13 protein-coding genes are annotated in these 16,132 nt (G+C 37.1%); 5 read left to right on the top strand and 8 right to left on the bottom strand.

Going from position 1 to position 16,132, the window contains the following annotated elements; all coding sequences use genetic code 11:
- Positions 1-24: 24 nt before the first annotated feature.
- The 3 genes from sufD to sufB form a co-directional block, all read right to left on the bottom strand.
- On the bottom strand, positions 25-1,401 hold the full coding sequence (gene sufD / locus BC008_RS33560; protein WP_027843141.1) for a Fe-S cluster assembly protein SufD: 1,377 nt from the start codon (positions 1,399-1,401) through the stop codon (positions 25-27).
- Positions 1,401-2,189, bottom strand: a complete 789-nt coding sequence (sufC, locus tag BC008_RS33555) for a Fe-S cluster assembly ATPase SufC (protein ID WP_027843140.1) — start codon at positions 2,187-2,189, stop codon at positions 1,401-1,403. Before sufC ends, sufD begins: the two co-directional genes overlap by 1 nt.
- Positions 2,190-2,389: 200 nt before the next feature.
- Positions 2,390-3,829: a Fe-S cluster assembly protein SufB gene (sufB, locus tag BC008_RS33550; RefSeq protein ID WP_027843139.1), complete on the bottom strand. Its 1,440-nt coding sequence runs from the start codon at positions 3,827-3,829 to the stop codon at positions 2,390-2,392.
- A gap of 240 nt (positions 3,830-4,069) precedes the next feature.
- Between sufB and sufR the strand changes: the two genes are divergently transcribed.
- The gene (gene sufR, locus BC008_RS51780; RefSeq protein WP_027843138.1) at positions 4,070-4,879 is read left to right on the top strand and encodes an iron-sulfur cluster biosynthesis transcriptional regulator SufR; all 810 of its coding nucleotides are present in this window, start codon (positions 4,070-4,072) and stop codon (positions 4,877-4,879) included.
- A gap of 244 nt (positions 4,880-5,123) precedes the next feature.
- On the top strand, positions 5,124-5,384 hold the full coding sequence (locus tag BC008_RS33540; protein WP_027843137.1) for a hypothetical protein: 261 nt from the start codon (positions 5,124-5,126) through the stop codon (positions 5,382-5,384).
- A gap of 304 nt (positions 5,385-5,688) precedes the next feature.
- Here the strand turns inward: BC008_RS33540 and BC008_RS49885 are convergent, their stop codons facing one another.
- Positions 5,689-5,862, bottom strand: coding sequence for a hypothetical protein (locus BC008_RS49885; RefSeq protein WP_161938180.1), 174 nt, complete (start codon positions 5,860-5,862; stop codon positions 5,689-5,691).
- 725 nt (positions 5,863-6,587) lie between these two features.
- Positions 6,588-6,917 (bottom strand): YbjQ family protein, encoded by a 330-nt coding sequence (locus BC008_RS33535; protein WP_027846708.1) that lies wholly within the window; start codon positions 6,915-6,917, stop codon positions 6,588-6,590.
- 380 nt (positions 6,918-7,297) lie between these two features.
- On the opposite strand from BC008_RS33535, the gene BC008_RS33530 reads away from it, so the two are divergent.
- A complete protein-coding gene (locus BC008_RS33530) occupies positions 7,298-7,984 on the top strand; it encodes a tetratricopeptide repeat protein (protein WP_201026192.1) in 687 nt (228 codons plus the stop codon).
- Between the two features lie 123 nt (positions 7,985-8,107).
- Here BC008_RS33530 and BC008_RS33525 read toward each other — a convergent pair whose 3' ends face one another.
- Both BC008_RS33525 and BC008_RS33520 read right to left on the bottom strand, forming a co-directional pair.
- Entirely contained in the window at positions 8,108-9,001 is an 894-nt protein-coding gene (locus BC008_RS33525; RefSeq protein ID WP_027846706.1) for an ABC transporter ATP-binding protein, read from the bottom strand.
- 1,025 nt (positions 9,002-10,026) lie between these two features.
- On the bottom strand, positions 10,027-11,490 hold the full coding sequence (locus BC008_RS33520) for a PAS domain-containing sensor histidine kinase (protein WP_058184135.1): 1,464 nt from the start codon (positions 11,488-11,490) through the stop codon (positions 10,027-10,029).
- A gap of 924 nt (positions 11,491-12,414) precedes the next feature.
- On the opposite strand from BC008_RS33520, the gene trpB reads away from it, so the two are divergent.
- Together trpB and BC008_RS33510 are read left to right on the top strand one after the other, a co-directional pair.
- The gene (trpB, locus tag BC008_RS33515; protein WP_027845051.1) at positions 12,415-13,647 is read left to right on the top strand and encodes a tryptophan synthase subunit beta; all 1,233 of its coding nucleotides are present in this window, start codon (positions 12,415-12,417) and stop codon (positions 13,645-13,647) included.
- 389 nt (positions 13,648-14,036) lie between these two features.
- A complete protein-coding gene (locus tag BC008_RS33510) occupies positions 14,037-14,237 on the top strand; it encodes a hypothetical protein (protein ID WP_027845050.1) in 201 nt (66 codons plus the stop codon).
- 333 nt (positions 14,238-14,570) lie between these two features.
- Here the strand turns inward: BC008_RS33510 and BC008_RS33505 are convergent, their stop codons facing one another.
- Positions 14,571-15,782 carry an AI-2E family transporter gene (locus tag BC008_RS33505; protein ID WP_082650671.1) on the bottom strand — a complete coding sequence of 404 codons (1,212 nt, stop codon included), beginning with the start codon at positions 15,780-15,782 and terminating at the stop codon, positions 14,571-14,573.
- Positions 15,783-16,132: the final 350 nt, after the last annotated feature.

Genomic DNA, 16,132 nt, shown 5'->3' with positions numbered 1-16,132 from the left:
CACCAAGTTTTAAGTATTAACTTCTTAAGCACCTATTTGATTGACACTTTGGAGCAGACTCTCTTGTAATGAAGCTACAGGTATTTGTTTGATAATTTCGGTAGCGAAAGCATCGATTAATAAATGACGTGCGGCGTTTTCATCTATACCTCGACTTTGTAAGTAAAAAATTTCATCGTCTTCTAATTGACTAACTGTAGCACCATGGGCGCACTTAACATTATCAGCAGTGATTTCCAATTGGGGTTTAGTATCAATTCTGGCTTTAGGAGATAACAATAAATTACGATTTAACTGGGATGCATCGGTTAATTGTGCGGCTTTAGGAACAATTATCTTACCATTAAATACTGCATGAGCCCTATCGCCAATAATCGTTTTGTGCAATTGTTGACTTTTCGCATGGGGGTAATTCAACGCGATCGCGCTGTGGGTATCTGCTAACTGTTGTTCAGAAATTACTGTCAAACCATTGAGTGTGGTTTCAGTTTGTTCGCCAGTTTGCAAGATTTCTAAATTGTGGCGCGATAACTTTCCACCCAAACTAATCGCATTACAGGAATATCGACTGTAACGGGCTTGGGTAATAGCAGTTTTACCAATATGGAAAGCCCCTGCAGCTTCACGTACAACCCGATTATGATGTACGCTGGCGTTATCTTCTAGCCAAATTTCCGATACCGCATTGCTAAAGTAAACTGATTCTGCAGCTTTATTTTTAATAACTTCGGGGTTTCCATACTCTTCTACCAAAGTTAGTTCGGAACCACTTTGAGCAACTACTAAACAACGAGGTTGGGAGATTACTTGCTCGCTACTAGCAGTTAGATACACCAAATGAATCGGTTTTTCTACGACAACATTTTTGGGTACCCATACTATTGCAACATCATTAAACCCAACAGTATTGAGTGCTGTAAATACTTCCAGAGCACCTTCAGATTTTGCTAAATATTTCTGGATTTTCTCCCCGTATTCTGCGGGTAAATCAGCTAAATTACTGACTATAACCCCATCTGGCAAATCTGCGATCGCTGATAATTCGGGTGTATAAATCCCGTTAACAAATACTAAATGATTAGAACCTTCTGGTTGCGTGTCCTGTAAATGTTCGCCGTGGTTGGTTTGTACGGGATGAAATTTTACCTGTTTCAATCCAGACAAATCGGTAAATCGCCATTCTTCCTCGCGGGTTGTAGGAATAGTTGAATGACGCACCCAATTAACTGCGCGATCGCGTACTTCTTGCAACCAAGGAAATTTGGTTTGTAGAGATGTACCATCCTTGGTTTGTAAATTTTTCAATAATTCGCTCAGATAAGTATCTCGATCTAACAAACTAGATACTAAATTATCTGCATTAGAGTTAGGAACTGGACTAGGAGAAACTTGAATTGCCATTATACACCCACCTCAACTTCTGCTTCTTCCAAAATCCAGTCGTAACCGCGAGATTCTAATTCCAACGCCAATTCCTTACCGCCAGATTTAATAATTTGTCCTTTCGCCATCACATGAACATAATCTGGGACAATGTAATTCAGTAAGCGCTGATAGTGAGTAATCATCAAAGTTGCATTTTTGGCGCTAGTTAATTGATTTACCCCATTTGCAACGATTTTGAGCGCATCAATATCTAAACCAGAATCTGTTTCATCCAAAATCGCCAAGGTTGGTTCTAGTAGAGCCATTTGCAGAATTTCATTCCGCTTTTTCTCACCACCAGAAAAACCTTCATTTAAACTACGACTCAAGAAAGCCGAGTCCATTTTCACAACTTCCAGCTTTTCTTCAATCAGATCGTCAAAATCGAAGGCGTCAATTTCTTCTAAACCCTGGGCTTTGCGCTTGGAATTATAAGCGACCCTGAGGAAGTCCAAATTACTTACACCGGGAATTTCCAAGGGATACTGAAACGCCAAAAATATACCACTTCTTGCCCGTTCTTCGGGTTCCACTTCCAGCAGATTTTGTCCCTGAAAAATTACTTCTCCACCAGTTACCTCATATGCGGGGTGTCCAGCCAAAATCTTGGATAAAGTACTTTTCCCAGAACCATTTGGACCCATAATTGCATGGATCTCACCCAAACGGATTTCTAAATTTACACCTTTTAAAATTGATGCGCCATCAACTTCTGCTGTCAAATCTTTGACTGACAGCACCACTTCGCTATTTTCACTAATCATGCTCTCACTCTCTTTAAATTATTATTTTTTCTACTTTAATTTTTTTCTTTCTTGATGTGCGTGTGATTTATAGCAGCGAATAGCAAGTTAATCAAGTCCAGAATAAATTTCCCTTCGTCATATACCAAGTAGTCTTGAATTCTAGCTCCTGGCTCCTGAATCCTGACTTCTGGCTCCTGCTATATTTCTCGCACACCAAATTAACCAACACTTCCTTCTAATTTCAGACTTAATAGCTTATCAGCTTCCACCGCAAATTCCATCGGCAATTGGTTAAATACATCTTTACAGAAACCGCTAATCATCATTGTTACGGCGTCTTCTGCAGAAATACCCCGTTGGGCGAAGTAAAATAACTGGTCTTCACCAATCTTAGAAGTGGAAGCTTCGTGTTCTATTTTGCCGCTATTATTTTGAACTTGGATATAAGGATAAGTATTAGCATGGGCATTATCCCCAATCAACATTGAGTCGCACTGGGAATAGTTACGTGCACCTTCAGCTTTGGGATTCACTTTCACCAAGCCCCGATAGCTATTACTAGATCTACCAGCAGAAATACCTTTAGAAATAATTGTGCTGCGGGTATTCTTACCAACGTGAACCATCTTGGTTCCGGTATCTGCTTGCTGCATGTTATTGGTCAGCGCAACTGAGTAAAACTCACCGACAGAGTTATCACCTACCAAAACGCAACTGGGATATTTCCAAGTGATTGCAGAACCAGTTTCTACTTGGGTCCAGGAAATTTTTGAATTCACTCCCTGACACAAACCCCGTTTGGTAACGAAGTTGTAAATACCACCTTTACCATTTTCATCTCCGGCATACCAGTTTTGTACCGTAGAATATTTAATCTCGGCATTATCTAAAGCTACGAGTTCTACAACCGCTGCATGTAACTGGTTGCTATCGTACATGGGCGCGGTACAACCTTCCAAATAAGAAACGTAACTACCTTCTTCAGCAACAATTAAGGTACGTTCAAACTGTCCCGTATCCCCACTATTAATCCGGAAATAGGTGGATAATTCCATTGGGCATTTAACCCCTTTAGGAATATAAACGAACGAACCATCACTAAATACCGCAGCGTTAAGCGCCGCAAAATAGTTGTCAGCAATGGGAACTACGCTACCCAAATACTTCTTCACTAATTCCGGATATTCCTGTAAAGCTTCCGAAATCGAACAAAAGACAACTCCATCTTCTGCTAATTTTTCCTTAAAAGTTGTTGCGACTGAAACACTATCAAAAATTGCATCCACTGCAACATTCGCCAATCGCTTCTGCTCTGACAAAGGAATACCTAGTTTCTCAAAAGTTTCCAAAACTGCAGGATCTACTTCATCCAAACTGTTGAGCTTTTCTTTCTTTTGTTTGGGCGCAGAATAATAAATAATATCCTGATAATCAATTTCTGGATATTTTAAACCACTCCACTTCGGCTCCGTCATTTTTTGCCACTGACGATAAGCTTTGAGGCGATATTCCAGCATAAAATCCGGCTCATTTTTCTTCGCCGAAATCAGTCGAACTACATCTTCACTGAGCCCACGAGGAATAGTATCAGCTTCAACATCAGTGACGAAGCCGTATTTGTAAGGCTGGTTAACTAAGGTTTTAACGGTAGCGCTCATCGTAGTTTTTGTTGTGTTCGGTTAACAAATGTCTCTCTTTAAGGATGGAAGACGAGCTATGGGTAGCTAATTTTCCGAAGCAATGACCGGATGGTTACACTGCTGTTACAATAATCATAGATATTAAAACAACAAGTTTGTTGTTTAAGGTATCTTCATTCTAAGATAGATTAACAACAAAGTTGTTGTTTAAGTCATTTTTTTTTCAAATAGTCTTTTTTTTGATTCTCTAGGACGAAGATGGCGAGCACCCAACACCAACAGTCCTCAACCAAACAAGAAATTTTAGAGTATCTCTTAAAGCACGTCCAAGCGACAGCTTTAGAGTTAGCTACCGCTTTGAAAATTAGTCCCCAAGCGGTTCGTCGTCACTTGAAAGATTTGGACGCAGAAAAACTGATCTTGTATTCATCGTCCGTCCAAGCAGGGATGGGACGTCCACAGCATGTTTATCAACTTAGCTCTGAGGGTAAGAATTACTTAAATTGGGTCGCAAGTCCCCAGAATTCTGGTGATGGCTATGGCCAATTTGCTGTTTCTTTGCTTGACACAATTGCTCAAACAGTGGGGAAGGACCAAGTCAGCACAATTTTAAAAAAGCAATGGGAACGTAAAGCTGAAGAATATCGCAAATCTTTAGGGAATGCTCCCCTTTCTAAGCGGGTAGCAACCTTAGTAGAGTTGAGAAAAGCCGAAGGTTACATGGCAGAATATCATCCGATTGAAACAAACGGTGTAACATTAGGTGACAATGGGAAAAATAATAATTCTGGGAATATAAAGTCTGACAGTAAAAAATCCGAAAGTACCAAACCTGAAAGTACAAAACCTGGAAAGAAAAAATCTCAAACTAAATTAAGCGATCGCTTTATGATCGTCGAACACAATTGTGCTATTTCCAATGTAGCGGAGTCTTTCCCCAGCGTCTGCGGACATGAATTAGAAATGTTTGCTGCAGCTTTACCAGATTGTACGGTAGAAAGAACCCATTGGATGATAAACGGTGGCGAGCATCGTTGTGGTTATTTAGTACAAGCAAAACAAAAATAATCTTGTAAAAAGACAAGGGCTAACAAAAGATAAGAATTAACGATTTAAAGATTTACTTTTTCAAATTAAGTTTTTTACATTAATTCCAAAAGCCTTAAAAACTCCCAAAGCTTTAAAACTTCAAAAACTTCAAAAATATCCATAGTTATCCATCCGTACTTAGTTTGACTGTTTTGCCAATCTAAGAAATACTGTTATTTACCATATTGTTAAGCCTCCCAGGAATGAGTTTGCAAGGAAATTTATGAATGTACCACCGCAACAACCATCAACGCAGTTTTTAAGTTTGGAAGAGTCAGCTAAAGTTGACGCAGCTTTGCTTACTTCACCAGAAAAATTTTTAACTCGACTGACAATATCATCTTTGAAAGTCTTAACTCATATCGCAGAAGAATACGGTGTAGAAATCAAAGATTTAACCACACCACAGATAATTGCTTGGTTCGAGAAAGATAGCAAAATTCGTCAAGAACAAGGAAGTGAAGCTGCTTATTTGAAGTGGTAACTACTTCTAGTTCTAACTATTCACAGGTTTGACAATATATTATTTGATTATTTTGATTGGGCGATCGGGGGGGTTTGATTGCTCATGAAAAAATAGTACATCAACAATTACAAAATACTATTTAAACCATAATTTTTATCTATAGATATAAGTCTATCTGCACTTTAACAATATATTTTACTTATCCGGACATTCTTTTCAAGCAATAACTCCGGATCAGTATTTTTGTTACACGCATCAAAAAAATACTCTAATAGTAATGATTTGGTCATAGCTTTCAGCATTCGCCAACATCCTAACCTTATTATCTAGTGCCATAACAGATAATAAGGAAACATAATCTAGGAATAAGCAGATAATTCCTCATTCTTGGCTCCTGACTCCTGACTTCTGACTCCTGACTCCTAATTCCTGACTCCTGACTCCTGACTTCTGACTCCTGACTCCTGACTCCTGATTTCCGACCCTTTACTTTCACTTCATCAAAATAGCAATTACTCTTTAATTTTTCTTCGTGGAACCTTCATGCGATCGCAAACGTCATCTATTAATGATCTAATCAGTTTCAAGTAACACTCCTCCCGCAGTGCATGTACCATTGCTCAAAACGACAAATATAGAGAGATAATCTGCATTGGATGATGATATTTAGCCGTTCTTAACTTTAAACTTTTACATTTAGAACATTAAATTCCAATAAATCCCAAGTTTTTTATGGGTAACTTTAATTAAATAAAATACTGCTCAAACAAAATCAGGTATTTATTGCTACCTATATTTTTATAGCATCACAACTGAAGGATTCATAATATTGCTATAGAGATAAATGATTAAATAGAGTCGACTTCAAAGATTATTGATATCAAAATAAGAATATTCACTTTAAATATAATGGCTAATAAATTTAAGCGATTAAATAATAACCAATTAAGTTGATATTTGTTTATTTATTGCCTCAGGAAAGATAAATATGAATATATAGCAATTAAATAAAAAAATAATCCGGTCGAGTTAGAGTACAGATTGAAGTTTTTTAATATAGGAATATATTAGATACAAAAGCCTTTGATTATGATAATATCTATTATCTCTGATGAATCAAATTTGAGGTGTGTATTGTGGACATATTTTTATGATGTCCACAACCATAAGAAAGTGAGATACCCCCGTTTATAAATTTATCCAGAAACAATTGTTAACTGTTTATTGAGAAATTTTCACTGCAGTTCCTGTGGCAGTAATTAACATCAAAACCCCCGACTGATCTACATTTATGGTTCCCGTATCTATTTCAATACCTATAACTGCATCTGCTCCTAAACGTCTTCCCCTTTCTTTTAATTCGTCTAATGCTTTTTGTTGACCTTCTTGAAATAGCTTTTCATAACTACCTGTACGTCCCCCAATAACATCGCGAATACCTGCGAAGAAATCACGAAGAAAATTACTTCCATAGACGACTTCTGCTGTTACTATTCCTAAATATGACTGGACAATTTTTCCTTGAATGACATCAGTTGTACTTAAAATCATTGGTTTACCTTCTAAGTAAATAAGAGACTAATTTATGGATTTGCATTTAGAAATTATTTGGCTATTTACTTCTTTGAAAAATAAAAAGTTTTCCCAGTTAAATCGTATAGTATTTTATCTTTTTAGGTTTAGATCTTAGATATGCTATAAATGTAGTCTGAGGAGCGTTAGCATTTAGGTTATTTGAATTCTGAGAATTAATTTTTTTACTTGGAAGTCTTTTTTATTTACCAAGTGAGTATCAGTGAGGATATTGATGCTTCATAAATCTTTTGTAAAAGTAATCGCATAGAGTTTTCAAAAACGAATAATTTTGTTTTAATGTACATGCCACTACGGAATTCGTGAAAAAAGTTGCAATAAGAATCAGGTAAATTACTGTGTATAATCGAAAATCATTTTGGCTAAGTATTCTCGTTATAGGAAGTATTGGGATAACAATTCCCTCAGTTGCTCGCGCAGAAGTCTTAGTGGCTCAAGCACGGAGTACTTCCCAAGTTAGACAATTACTTAATGAAGGACGTCGTTTGGTAAATGCGCGTGATTACAATGGTGCAATATCTGTTTATCAACAAGCTGCAACATTAGAACCGAAGAACGGTAGTATCTTCTCTGGTATAGGCTACTTATATGCACAACAAGGGAATTTTTCTGCAGCTTTAGCAGCGTATCGTCGTGCTGTTGCTCTTAGTCCCAATAATAGCGATTATCATTATGCCCTGGCTTATGTCAGCGGTAATATGGGTGATAACAATAAAGCTAAAACAGCCTACCGTAAGGCAATCCAATTAAACCGCAATAATGTTAATGCTTACCTGGGGTTAGCTGCGGTTCTATTGAACCTCAGAGAGTTTAAAAATGCTAGGTGGGCTTTCGAGCAAGCAATGAAAATTGACCCCAGAAATGCTAAAGCTCATGAATTAAAAGGAGCGATGTTAATGAAACAAGGTCGTTCTAGAGAGGCAATAATGGAATTAAAAAAATCTCTCAGTCTTTACGAAACCCAGAAAAAATGGGAGGGTGTCAGTCGAGTAGATTCTATGCTCAGAGAACTAGGTGGAGCATAAAAATCTATCTAGCAGATAACGGTCCAAGTGACATTAATTCAAATGATATCGATCTAAATTACATTGTTTTAAGTAACATTAATCTTGATGATATTAATCCCAGTGACATTAATCTAAATAACATTAATCTAATTGGCGTCCGGTTAATTCGACGAAAATATCTTCTAAATTTGAAGGACGTACCATCATTCCAGTCTTATCTTCTTGTTGGTTCAAATAGTTACTCGCTTCTCGCAAGGTGGGGAAAAATAAATATTCCCAATGCTCCCCAACTTGCTTCACCAGTAGACCCTCACCACTTTCAGAACGCAATTCTTGCAAAGTCCCCAAAGTAATCAACTTACCACTGTCCATTATTCCTATTCGCCCAGGTTTCCGATTGTCCCCGGCTGTGCGGACGCCAAAGGCTCCACATAAATATTCTACTTCATCCATATAATGAGTAGTCAGTAGTATTGTCATTCCTTGTTGATTCAGACCTTGAATGATTTCCCATAAACGCCGTCTAGTTTGAGGGTCTAAACCTACAGTAGGTTCATCCAAAAATAATATTTGTGGTTGATGTAATAAAGCTCTCGCAATTTGTAAACGTCGCTTCATTCCACCAGAAAGAGTTTTAACCAAATCATTTCTTCTACTTCCAAGTTCTACATATTCTAACCATTGATTAATTAAGCGTTGTCGTTTTGGGTTGGGAATATGATGCAAACGTCCTTGAAATTCCATATTTTCCCATACGCTTAAATCTCCATCGACGCTAAGGGATTGTAATACAACTCCAATACTCTGCTTGACTAACATCGAGTCACGCAACACATCATAACCAGAAATTTCAATTTGTCCTTGGGATGGTTTTGTAAGTGTGGTGAGCATCCTAATGGTAGTAGATTTTCCCGCACCATTGGGACCAAGTAATCCAAAAATTTCTCCTTTTTCGATAGTAAATGATAAATCTTTAACTACAGAGCGATTATTGTAAGTTTTATAGACGTTTTCTAGACTTATCGCAGCATTCATTAGATAGTTTCTTGATATGTATATTTCTTTGAGATTTTTTTGTAAAATATTTTTTCTTACGAAATAATTACTGTTATTTTTTCATATAAGTTTGAGTTTCAAATTCGCCAAGTTCTCATGCTTCCAAACATCACCAAGTTCTCATACTTCCGAATAATGGAAATTGAGCGGAACTATGGGAGCCAAGAACTGTATTGCTTATCATCAGTGACTTAATTAATAGATGATTTGATGATCGGCACTTTGATTAATAGAAATTTGCCATCAATTCGAACTACTCCCAAGTTTATAAAAGCATCATTGCCTTTTCATGATTAGTTTTGAAAGCATTATCACATTACTACATGATTAATAAATTATTTTTACTATATTTAATATAGCGCAGAGCCGACATGTTATAACATCAAGGGCACGGACCAAAAAATCGTAAAATTGCAAAAAATAAGACTTACACAAAATTTATATAGTACTTACACCAAATCCGATTTTTAAAACCCCCTTTATATTTTTTGGGATTTCCCCCCACACTTCCCACACCTCCCACACTTCCCTCTCTCATTCTAAAAAGAGGTAATTAACCCAGACTTAGTATTACACCACTGACAGCTGACTTAAATGTAATCTTGAAATATTGGGAGTGGATTGGAGTAATGCAGTGCTCAATCACCATAAACTAGTCAAGAAGTAAATTAATAAGGCTAAATATGCGTTTATGTTTGAATTTCAGCTATATAACTACACAAAATATACAATGCAAAAAAAATATCAAATATTCCGGAATCTACTTAGTTTTGGCAGTAGTAATAAATATCCAATTAACTCCTAGCCTTCTATATTGAAGTTCTATATGTAACAGATGGGGACTATCCCACTTCCTTTTTATCTCCGCCTTAAGCCCAGTTGCAATTGTGACTGGGTTTTGGTGATTAAGGGTAAATACCGTCAGTGATTAAGGGTTTTAAATGCCCTATTTTTCCTTATTAGTAAATAAATAGATAAATAAAATAATTACTGTACTTACTGACTTATAGTTGTTGTCCAATCGGAATAGTGATAATAAACTCAGTACCTTCTCCCCGAGTGGATACACACTGCAATTGTCCGTGATGATTTTCTACAACAATTTGATAGCTAACCGATAAACCCATACCAGTACCCTTCCCAACTAATTTTGTACTGAAGAAAGGGTCGAATATACACTTTTTGACCTCTTCTGTCATTCCAATTCCGTTATCAATTATACGGATACATACTTTTGCTGAGTTAATAATTTCTGTGCAAATAACAATTGTAGGAATTGAGGATATTTCTACACTTGTTTGCACTGACACATCTGTATCGTCTATATTTGAGCTTAAAAGCAATTTTGGAGCAAACTTTCCTTTTTTATGATTTTTTTCTTCTAATGCATCAATCGCATTAACTAGTACATTCATAAATACTTGATTCAGTTGGGAAGGATAACACTCGATTTTTGGGAGTTCGGTATATTTCTTCAGAATACGAACTTGAAAACTACTGGATGTTTGCTGTAACCGATGCTGCAATAAATATAAAGTGTTATCAATTTCTGTATGAATATCTACTAGTTGTCTGTTAGCCTCATCTAAATGGGAAAATTTTCGTAACGACTCAACAATTCTACGAATTCGGATTGCACCTGTATTCATTGAATTGACCAATTCAAAGAAATCTTCAGCAATAAAATCTAAATCGATTTCTTCAATTTTTTTACTAATTTCTCCATTCGCTTGGGGGTAATGCTGCTGGTAAAGGGAAATCAGCTGTAGCAAATCTTCAGCATAATTTTTTGCTGGTTCAATATTACCGTAGATAAAATTGGTAGGATTGTTGATTTCGTGAGCTATACCTGCAACTAAACTCCCCAGAGAAGCCATTTTTTCAGAAAGTAAAAGTTGTGCTTGGGCGATTTTTAATTCAGAAAGAGTTTTTTCTAATTCCCGCGCTTTTTGTCTTTCCTGTGCTTCCGATTTTTTTAAAGCTTCTTCTACTCGTTTGCGTTCCCTTAGTGCAGCTTGTCTTTCACTAATATCTCTTGCTACCCACAATACTTGACAATCGGAAATTGGGGAAATGCTAGCTGCAAACCAATATTCCTCATTATCCCAAGACAAGCTGTAATCAAAGTTAACGATTTGTTGTGTGTTGAGCGACTGTACAACCTTTTCTAACCATATTCTAGTATTTTCTCCTTGAAAAAATTGCTCTACTGTTTGAGTGACTAATTCTGTTTGATATTCATGCAAACAAAGATTATTAGTTGGTATTATTTCGACATTTCGTAGTAGCTCATCGTCAATACTAATCACAAGTACAATATCACTCATCGCCTCAAATATGGCACGCATTTGAGCTTCCGAAGTGCGCAACTTTTGTTCCAGCAACTTACGAGTTTCAATCTCTTTTTGTAGTCGATGGTTTAATTTTATTAGCCTTAATTCATCTTCTTGGGAATCATGGAGATTCATATATTATTATTTGTTTTAGTTTTTACTTTTTAATTTAGTATTGTGAATTTAGTGTTATTCGGTGCAAATAATTTTGTGTAAAGTATTTGAGTAAAACCCGGTTAGTAAATTTATGTCTTTTTACAAAATCATAAAATTTTATACATCAACTTCCCTTGATTGAATAATATCTTGGATTCAATAGTAACTGCTATCTATTCTCTACCCCCACTTATCGCAATTGCATCTACAGAAATTTTGGCGATCGCCAACCATTTTATTAGAAACAGGATACGCTACAAGCTTGAGTCATAACTAACTGGCTGTCTTTAGTTTTGCTACATTTTCTTAGGCTAGTTTTTCCCAGACCCCAGAAAATAAAATAGTTTCCTTTTGTTTCTGAGACTGCAATCCTCCAATATATAATTTATACACGTACGAAATAAAGTTAAAAGAATATTGACAACAGTCTTGACAATTAAGTTATTACCAAATTGGATAAGGCATAAATTAACTGAATACTCCTTTTATAAGTCCAACAACTTAAGTGAATACAACTATAATTTTATTCTCTTTTATTACTACTACTGTCCGGATACTTCTCTGTATTTATACTTTCACTCGTTTTGCAGCCAACAGATGTGTCTAAATAGAGTCACATATCTCACTGATGATCGCTAAACAGTAATTTTACTGAGAAGTAAGTTAATTTTATTTATATTTTAATTGATTTTAAAATGCAAAATGGTGGAAAACGCAAAACACAAAACAAAATAAATAACTTAAAAATAATAATACTCAAATATTACTGAAAATAAATGATTTAAGATTGCTATAACAGTCAAATATTACCAATTAGCCTTAGGGTTTGCAGTCACTCATGGGGGGAACTCCCAAGACCGCGCTGTCTCAACAATAAACAATTAACTAAAGGATATAAAACTAGTGGTCAGTACTCCGGATATTAATACCTCTACGCAACAACTTCCCGAACACGACGGAAGATTTGGAAAATTTGGTGGTAAGTACGTTCCTGAAACTTTGATGCCTGCACTCAGCGAGCTAGAGGCAGCCTATCAAAAATATCGCCAAGATCCAAGTTTTCAAGCAGAACTACAAGATTTATTGCGGGATTATGTCGGAAGACCCAGTCCTTTATATTTTGCCGAACGCTTGACCCAACATTATGCTAAATCTGATGGTACAGGTGCACAAATATACTTAAAGCGTGAAGATTTAAATCATACTGGTGCTCATAAAATTAATAACGCTTTGGCGCAGGTGCTATTAGCAAAACGCATTGGGAAAAAACGGATTATTGCTGAAACCGGAGCCGGTCAACATGGAGTAGCTACCGCTACGGTTTGCGCTCGTTTTGGTTTGGAATGCGTAATTCATATGGGTATTAATGACATGGAACGTCAAGCCCTAAATGTATTTCGCATGCGTTTAATGGGAGCTAAAGTTAATCCGGTATCAGCAGGAAGTGGAACCTTGAAAGATGCATGTTCTGAAGCGCTAAGGGACTGGGTAACTAATGTAGAAACTACCCATTACATTCTTGGTTCTGTCGCGGGTGCTCATCCCTATCCCATGATGGTGAGGGATTTCCATGCAATTATCGGTCAAGAAACTCGCGTCCAAGCTGCTGAAAAATGGAATGGTTTACCTGATATTTTAATTGCTTGTGTGGGTGGCGGTTCTAATGCGATCGGCTTATTTCATGAGTTTATTGATGAACCATCGGTGCGGTTAATTGGTGTAGAAGCAGCAGGTGAAGGTGTAGCAACATCTAAACATGCAGCAACTCTAACTCAAGGACGGATTGGTGTATTCCAAGGAGCAATGAGTTACATGCTCCAAGATGATGATGGACAAGTATTAGAAGCCCATTCCATTAGTGCAGGTTTGGATTACCCTGGTGTGGGACCAGAACACAGTTACTTAAAAGATATTGGTCGTGCTGAGTACTATAGCGTTACTGATAAGGAAGCATTAGCTGCATTTCAAATGGTATCCGAATTAGAAGGAATTATTCCTGCATTGGAAACCGCTCATGCTTTTGCTTATTTAGAAAAACTTTGTCCTCAGTTAGAAGGTAGTCCCCGTATTGTGATCAATTGTTCTGGTAGGGGTGACAAAGATGTGCAAACTGTGGCTAAGGTTCTAAAGATTTAAGTCTGAGAAAGTGTTTATAAATAAAAAAATTGTTGTAGGGTGTGTTAGACCCATTACTATACCTGACTTTTAATAATAAATTTAACAGGTCTAACGCGCCAACTTAACATGGTGCGTTACGGTAAATTCTGAATTATTCCAACCATTAAATCCTTATTTTGCCGTAACACGCCCTACTTTAGAATTCATTTGCACTTTTGGAAACAAAAATGCAACTATCGCTATTAAAAGCTGAGGATAAGCATTAAAATACCCTTTAATAAAGATGAAGGATAAAATGTTTACCCTAAAATAACATCTTGGAACTCTACGACCACAAGCTAATAACCTGTTGTCGCAGTACTTTGATGCGCTAAAGGTCACATCGCGCTAACAACGGAGGGTGAGAGATGGAAAATAAACAAGATCTGCATACCGACTTACGCTCAGTTTTCGATCAGTTAACAAAGTTCAGGGAAAGTCATCCAAATGCCTGGAAAGTTGTTAATAAGCGTCTACTTGAGAATGGCAGTACCACGCTTACCGATGCGGATGCTGCGCTTTTTTATGCTTTGGAAATAATTGAAGAGATAGATTTACAACAGGTGTAGTATTTAAAAGTCAAAAGTCATTAGCGGATTGCACGCAGCTTGCGCCGTTAGCGCAGCAATGCCGATATCGTAGCTAGAGGCTAACGCTGACGCCGCAGGCTAAGCATGTTTCCGTAGGAGATAAGTCAAAAGTCAAAAGTGGGGTTAAAGAACTGCTACGTTAGGATGATTCCGCTAATTTCAGTATTTAGCATGAGTAGTCACACACCAATTTCTGACAGAACATTTGAATTTGCTGTTAGGGTCACCAAACTTTGTTCGTATTTAAATAGCTTTTGAATTATGTCCTGCGGACACGCTATGCTAATGACTTTTGAATTCCGCGTAGCGGTACTAAGATTTATGTTCTTTACTCGATTCTGAATCATCTCCTTCTGGAAAATCATTATTTCTTACATCTTTATCTGAAGACATATTATTTTTTTCATGAGTTTTTTCATGGGTTTTTTCATGAGCCTTTTCAATAATCTCATCCACCTGGGATTTATCCGCGACTATAACAATCTCGGTTTCTGGATGTGATTTATGTGCCCACTTATCCAAAACATCTACAACCAAAACCTGTGTCATCCAAATTTTGGCAACAACTGTTAAGGGAAGTGCTAATAATAAACCTAAAAAACCAAAAAAGTATGCAAAAAACAATTGAGAAATTAAAGTAATCGCTGGTAATAAAGAAACCTGATGCGCCATTACCACTGGCGTCAAAAAATTACTTTCAACCTGCTGAATCACAAAATATAAAATTAAAACAGCAAATGATTTCCAGGGTGCATCTAATAATGCGATCGCCATCGCTGGAATAACGCTCATAGTCGGACCCAAGTTGGGAATTAAATTTAAAAATCCCGCTAAAATCCCCAAAGCCAAAGCTGCAGGAACTTGCAAAGCCCACAAACCAATGACGCTCATCAATCCGACTACACACATAGCAATAAATGCGCCGGATACCCACCCCTGTAAAGAATCCTCACATTCATTCAAAATCGCATCGACTTTGCGGCGATAAAAGGAAGGAAACAAACGAATAAAGGCTTTACGGTAAGATAAGGGACTAGCTAATAACATCCCCGTTAGCACTAATACTAAAAGAACTTTAAGCAAAGCTTCCAAAGAACCGGAAACAAAAGCGAAAGAACTTCCTAAAACACGTTCGATAAAAGGTTGTGCTTGTTCTAGTAATCGATTGATATCGGGTATGTAATCGCTGTATTGGCGGGGAATTTGAGTTTCTAGCTCATCCAACCAAGCATTAAAACGTGCAATACCTTGGGGAACCTTACTAGTCAACTCTTGGAATTGATCTGCAAATGGCGGTACGATCAGCCAGAAAAAACCAACAATAGTAGCAAAAAAGATAATTACTGATAAAAATACAGAGAATCCCCGTTTGAGTCCCAAACTTTGCAAATATTTTGCCAGTCGATTTAAAGTCGTAGCTATTACAACTGCAGCAAACATTAGCAAAAGTACTTCTCGAATTTGCCACAATATATATAAAGATAAAAGTATGGCAATTAAGCCAATCCATTGACCTAAATTCACGCCAGTCTCCCAGGTTTTGATGTGAGCGTCCCACAGGGGGAATTCAAAAGTCAAAAGTCAAAAGTCATTAGCTGATCCGCAGGTAGCGCAGCTAGAGGCTCCGCCGTCGCCGCAGGCTCTGGCGTGTCCGTAGGACATAAGTCATGCATATGTCCTACGGACACGCTTTGCGAACAAAATAGATCACGCCTGTACAGTGTTAACGCCTAGCAATTAGCGTAGTCATAGCGTACTCTAGATACTGTGGGTCTAAGCACAGCAAAAGTATTAAACTCCTCGCAGTAGATGAAATCAGAATATTTTACTCACTAAGCTAAAATGCTTACTGGAAAAGCGGTTTCTAATTTTTC

The sequence above is a fragment of the Mastigocoleus testarum BC008 genome, from assembly GCF_001456025.1.
Taxonomy (GTDB): Bacteria; Cyanobacteriota; Cyanobacteriia; order Cyanobacteriales; family Nostocaceae; genus Mastigocoleus; species Mastigocoleus testarum.
This window is presented reverse-complemented; position numbering and strand designations above follow the sequence as displayed.

What these genes read in the sequence shown, in the direction of transcription:
- sufD (WP_027843141.1), bottom strand. Translation starts at nt 1,401, where the DNA reads ATGGCAATTCAAGTTTCTCCTAGTCCAGTTCCTAACTCTAATGCAGAT.
- sufC (WP_027843140.1), bottom strand. Translation starts at nt 2,189, where the DNA reads ATGATTAGTGAAAATAGCGAAGTGGTGCTGTCAGTCAAAGATTTGACA.
- sufB (WP_027843139.1), bottom strand. Translation starts at nt 3,829, where the DNA reads ATGAGCGCTACCGTTAAAACCTTAGTTAACCAGCCTTACAAATACGGC.
- sufR (WP_027843138.1), top strand. Translation starts at nt 4,070, where the DNA reads ATGGCGAGCACCCAACACCAACAGTCCTCAACCAAACAAGAAATTTTA.
- BC008_RS33540 (WP_027843137.1), top strand. Translation starts at nt 5,124, where the DNA reads ATGAATGTACCACCGCAACAACCATCAACGCAGTTTTTAAGTTTGGAA.
- BC008_RS33535 (WP_027846708.1), bottom strand. Translation starts at nt 6,917, where the DNA reads ATGATTTTAAGTACAACTGATGTCATTCAAGGAAAAATTGTCCAGTCA.
- BC008_RS33525 (WP_027846706.1), bottom strand. Translation starts at nt 9,001, where the DNA reads ATGAATGCTGCGATAAGTCTAGAAAACGTCTATAAAACTTACAATAAT.
- BC008_RS33520 (WP_058184135.1), bottom strand. Translation starts at nt 11,490, where the DNA reads ATGAATCTCCATGATTCCCAAGAAGATGAATTAAGGCTAATAAAATTA.
- BC008_RS33510 (WP_027845050.1), top strand. Translation starts at nt 14,037, where the DNA reads ATGGAAAATAAACAAGATCTGCATACCGACTTACGCTCAGTTTTCGAT.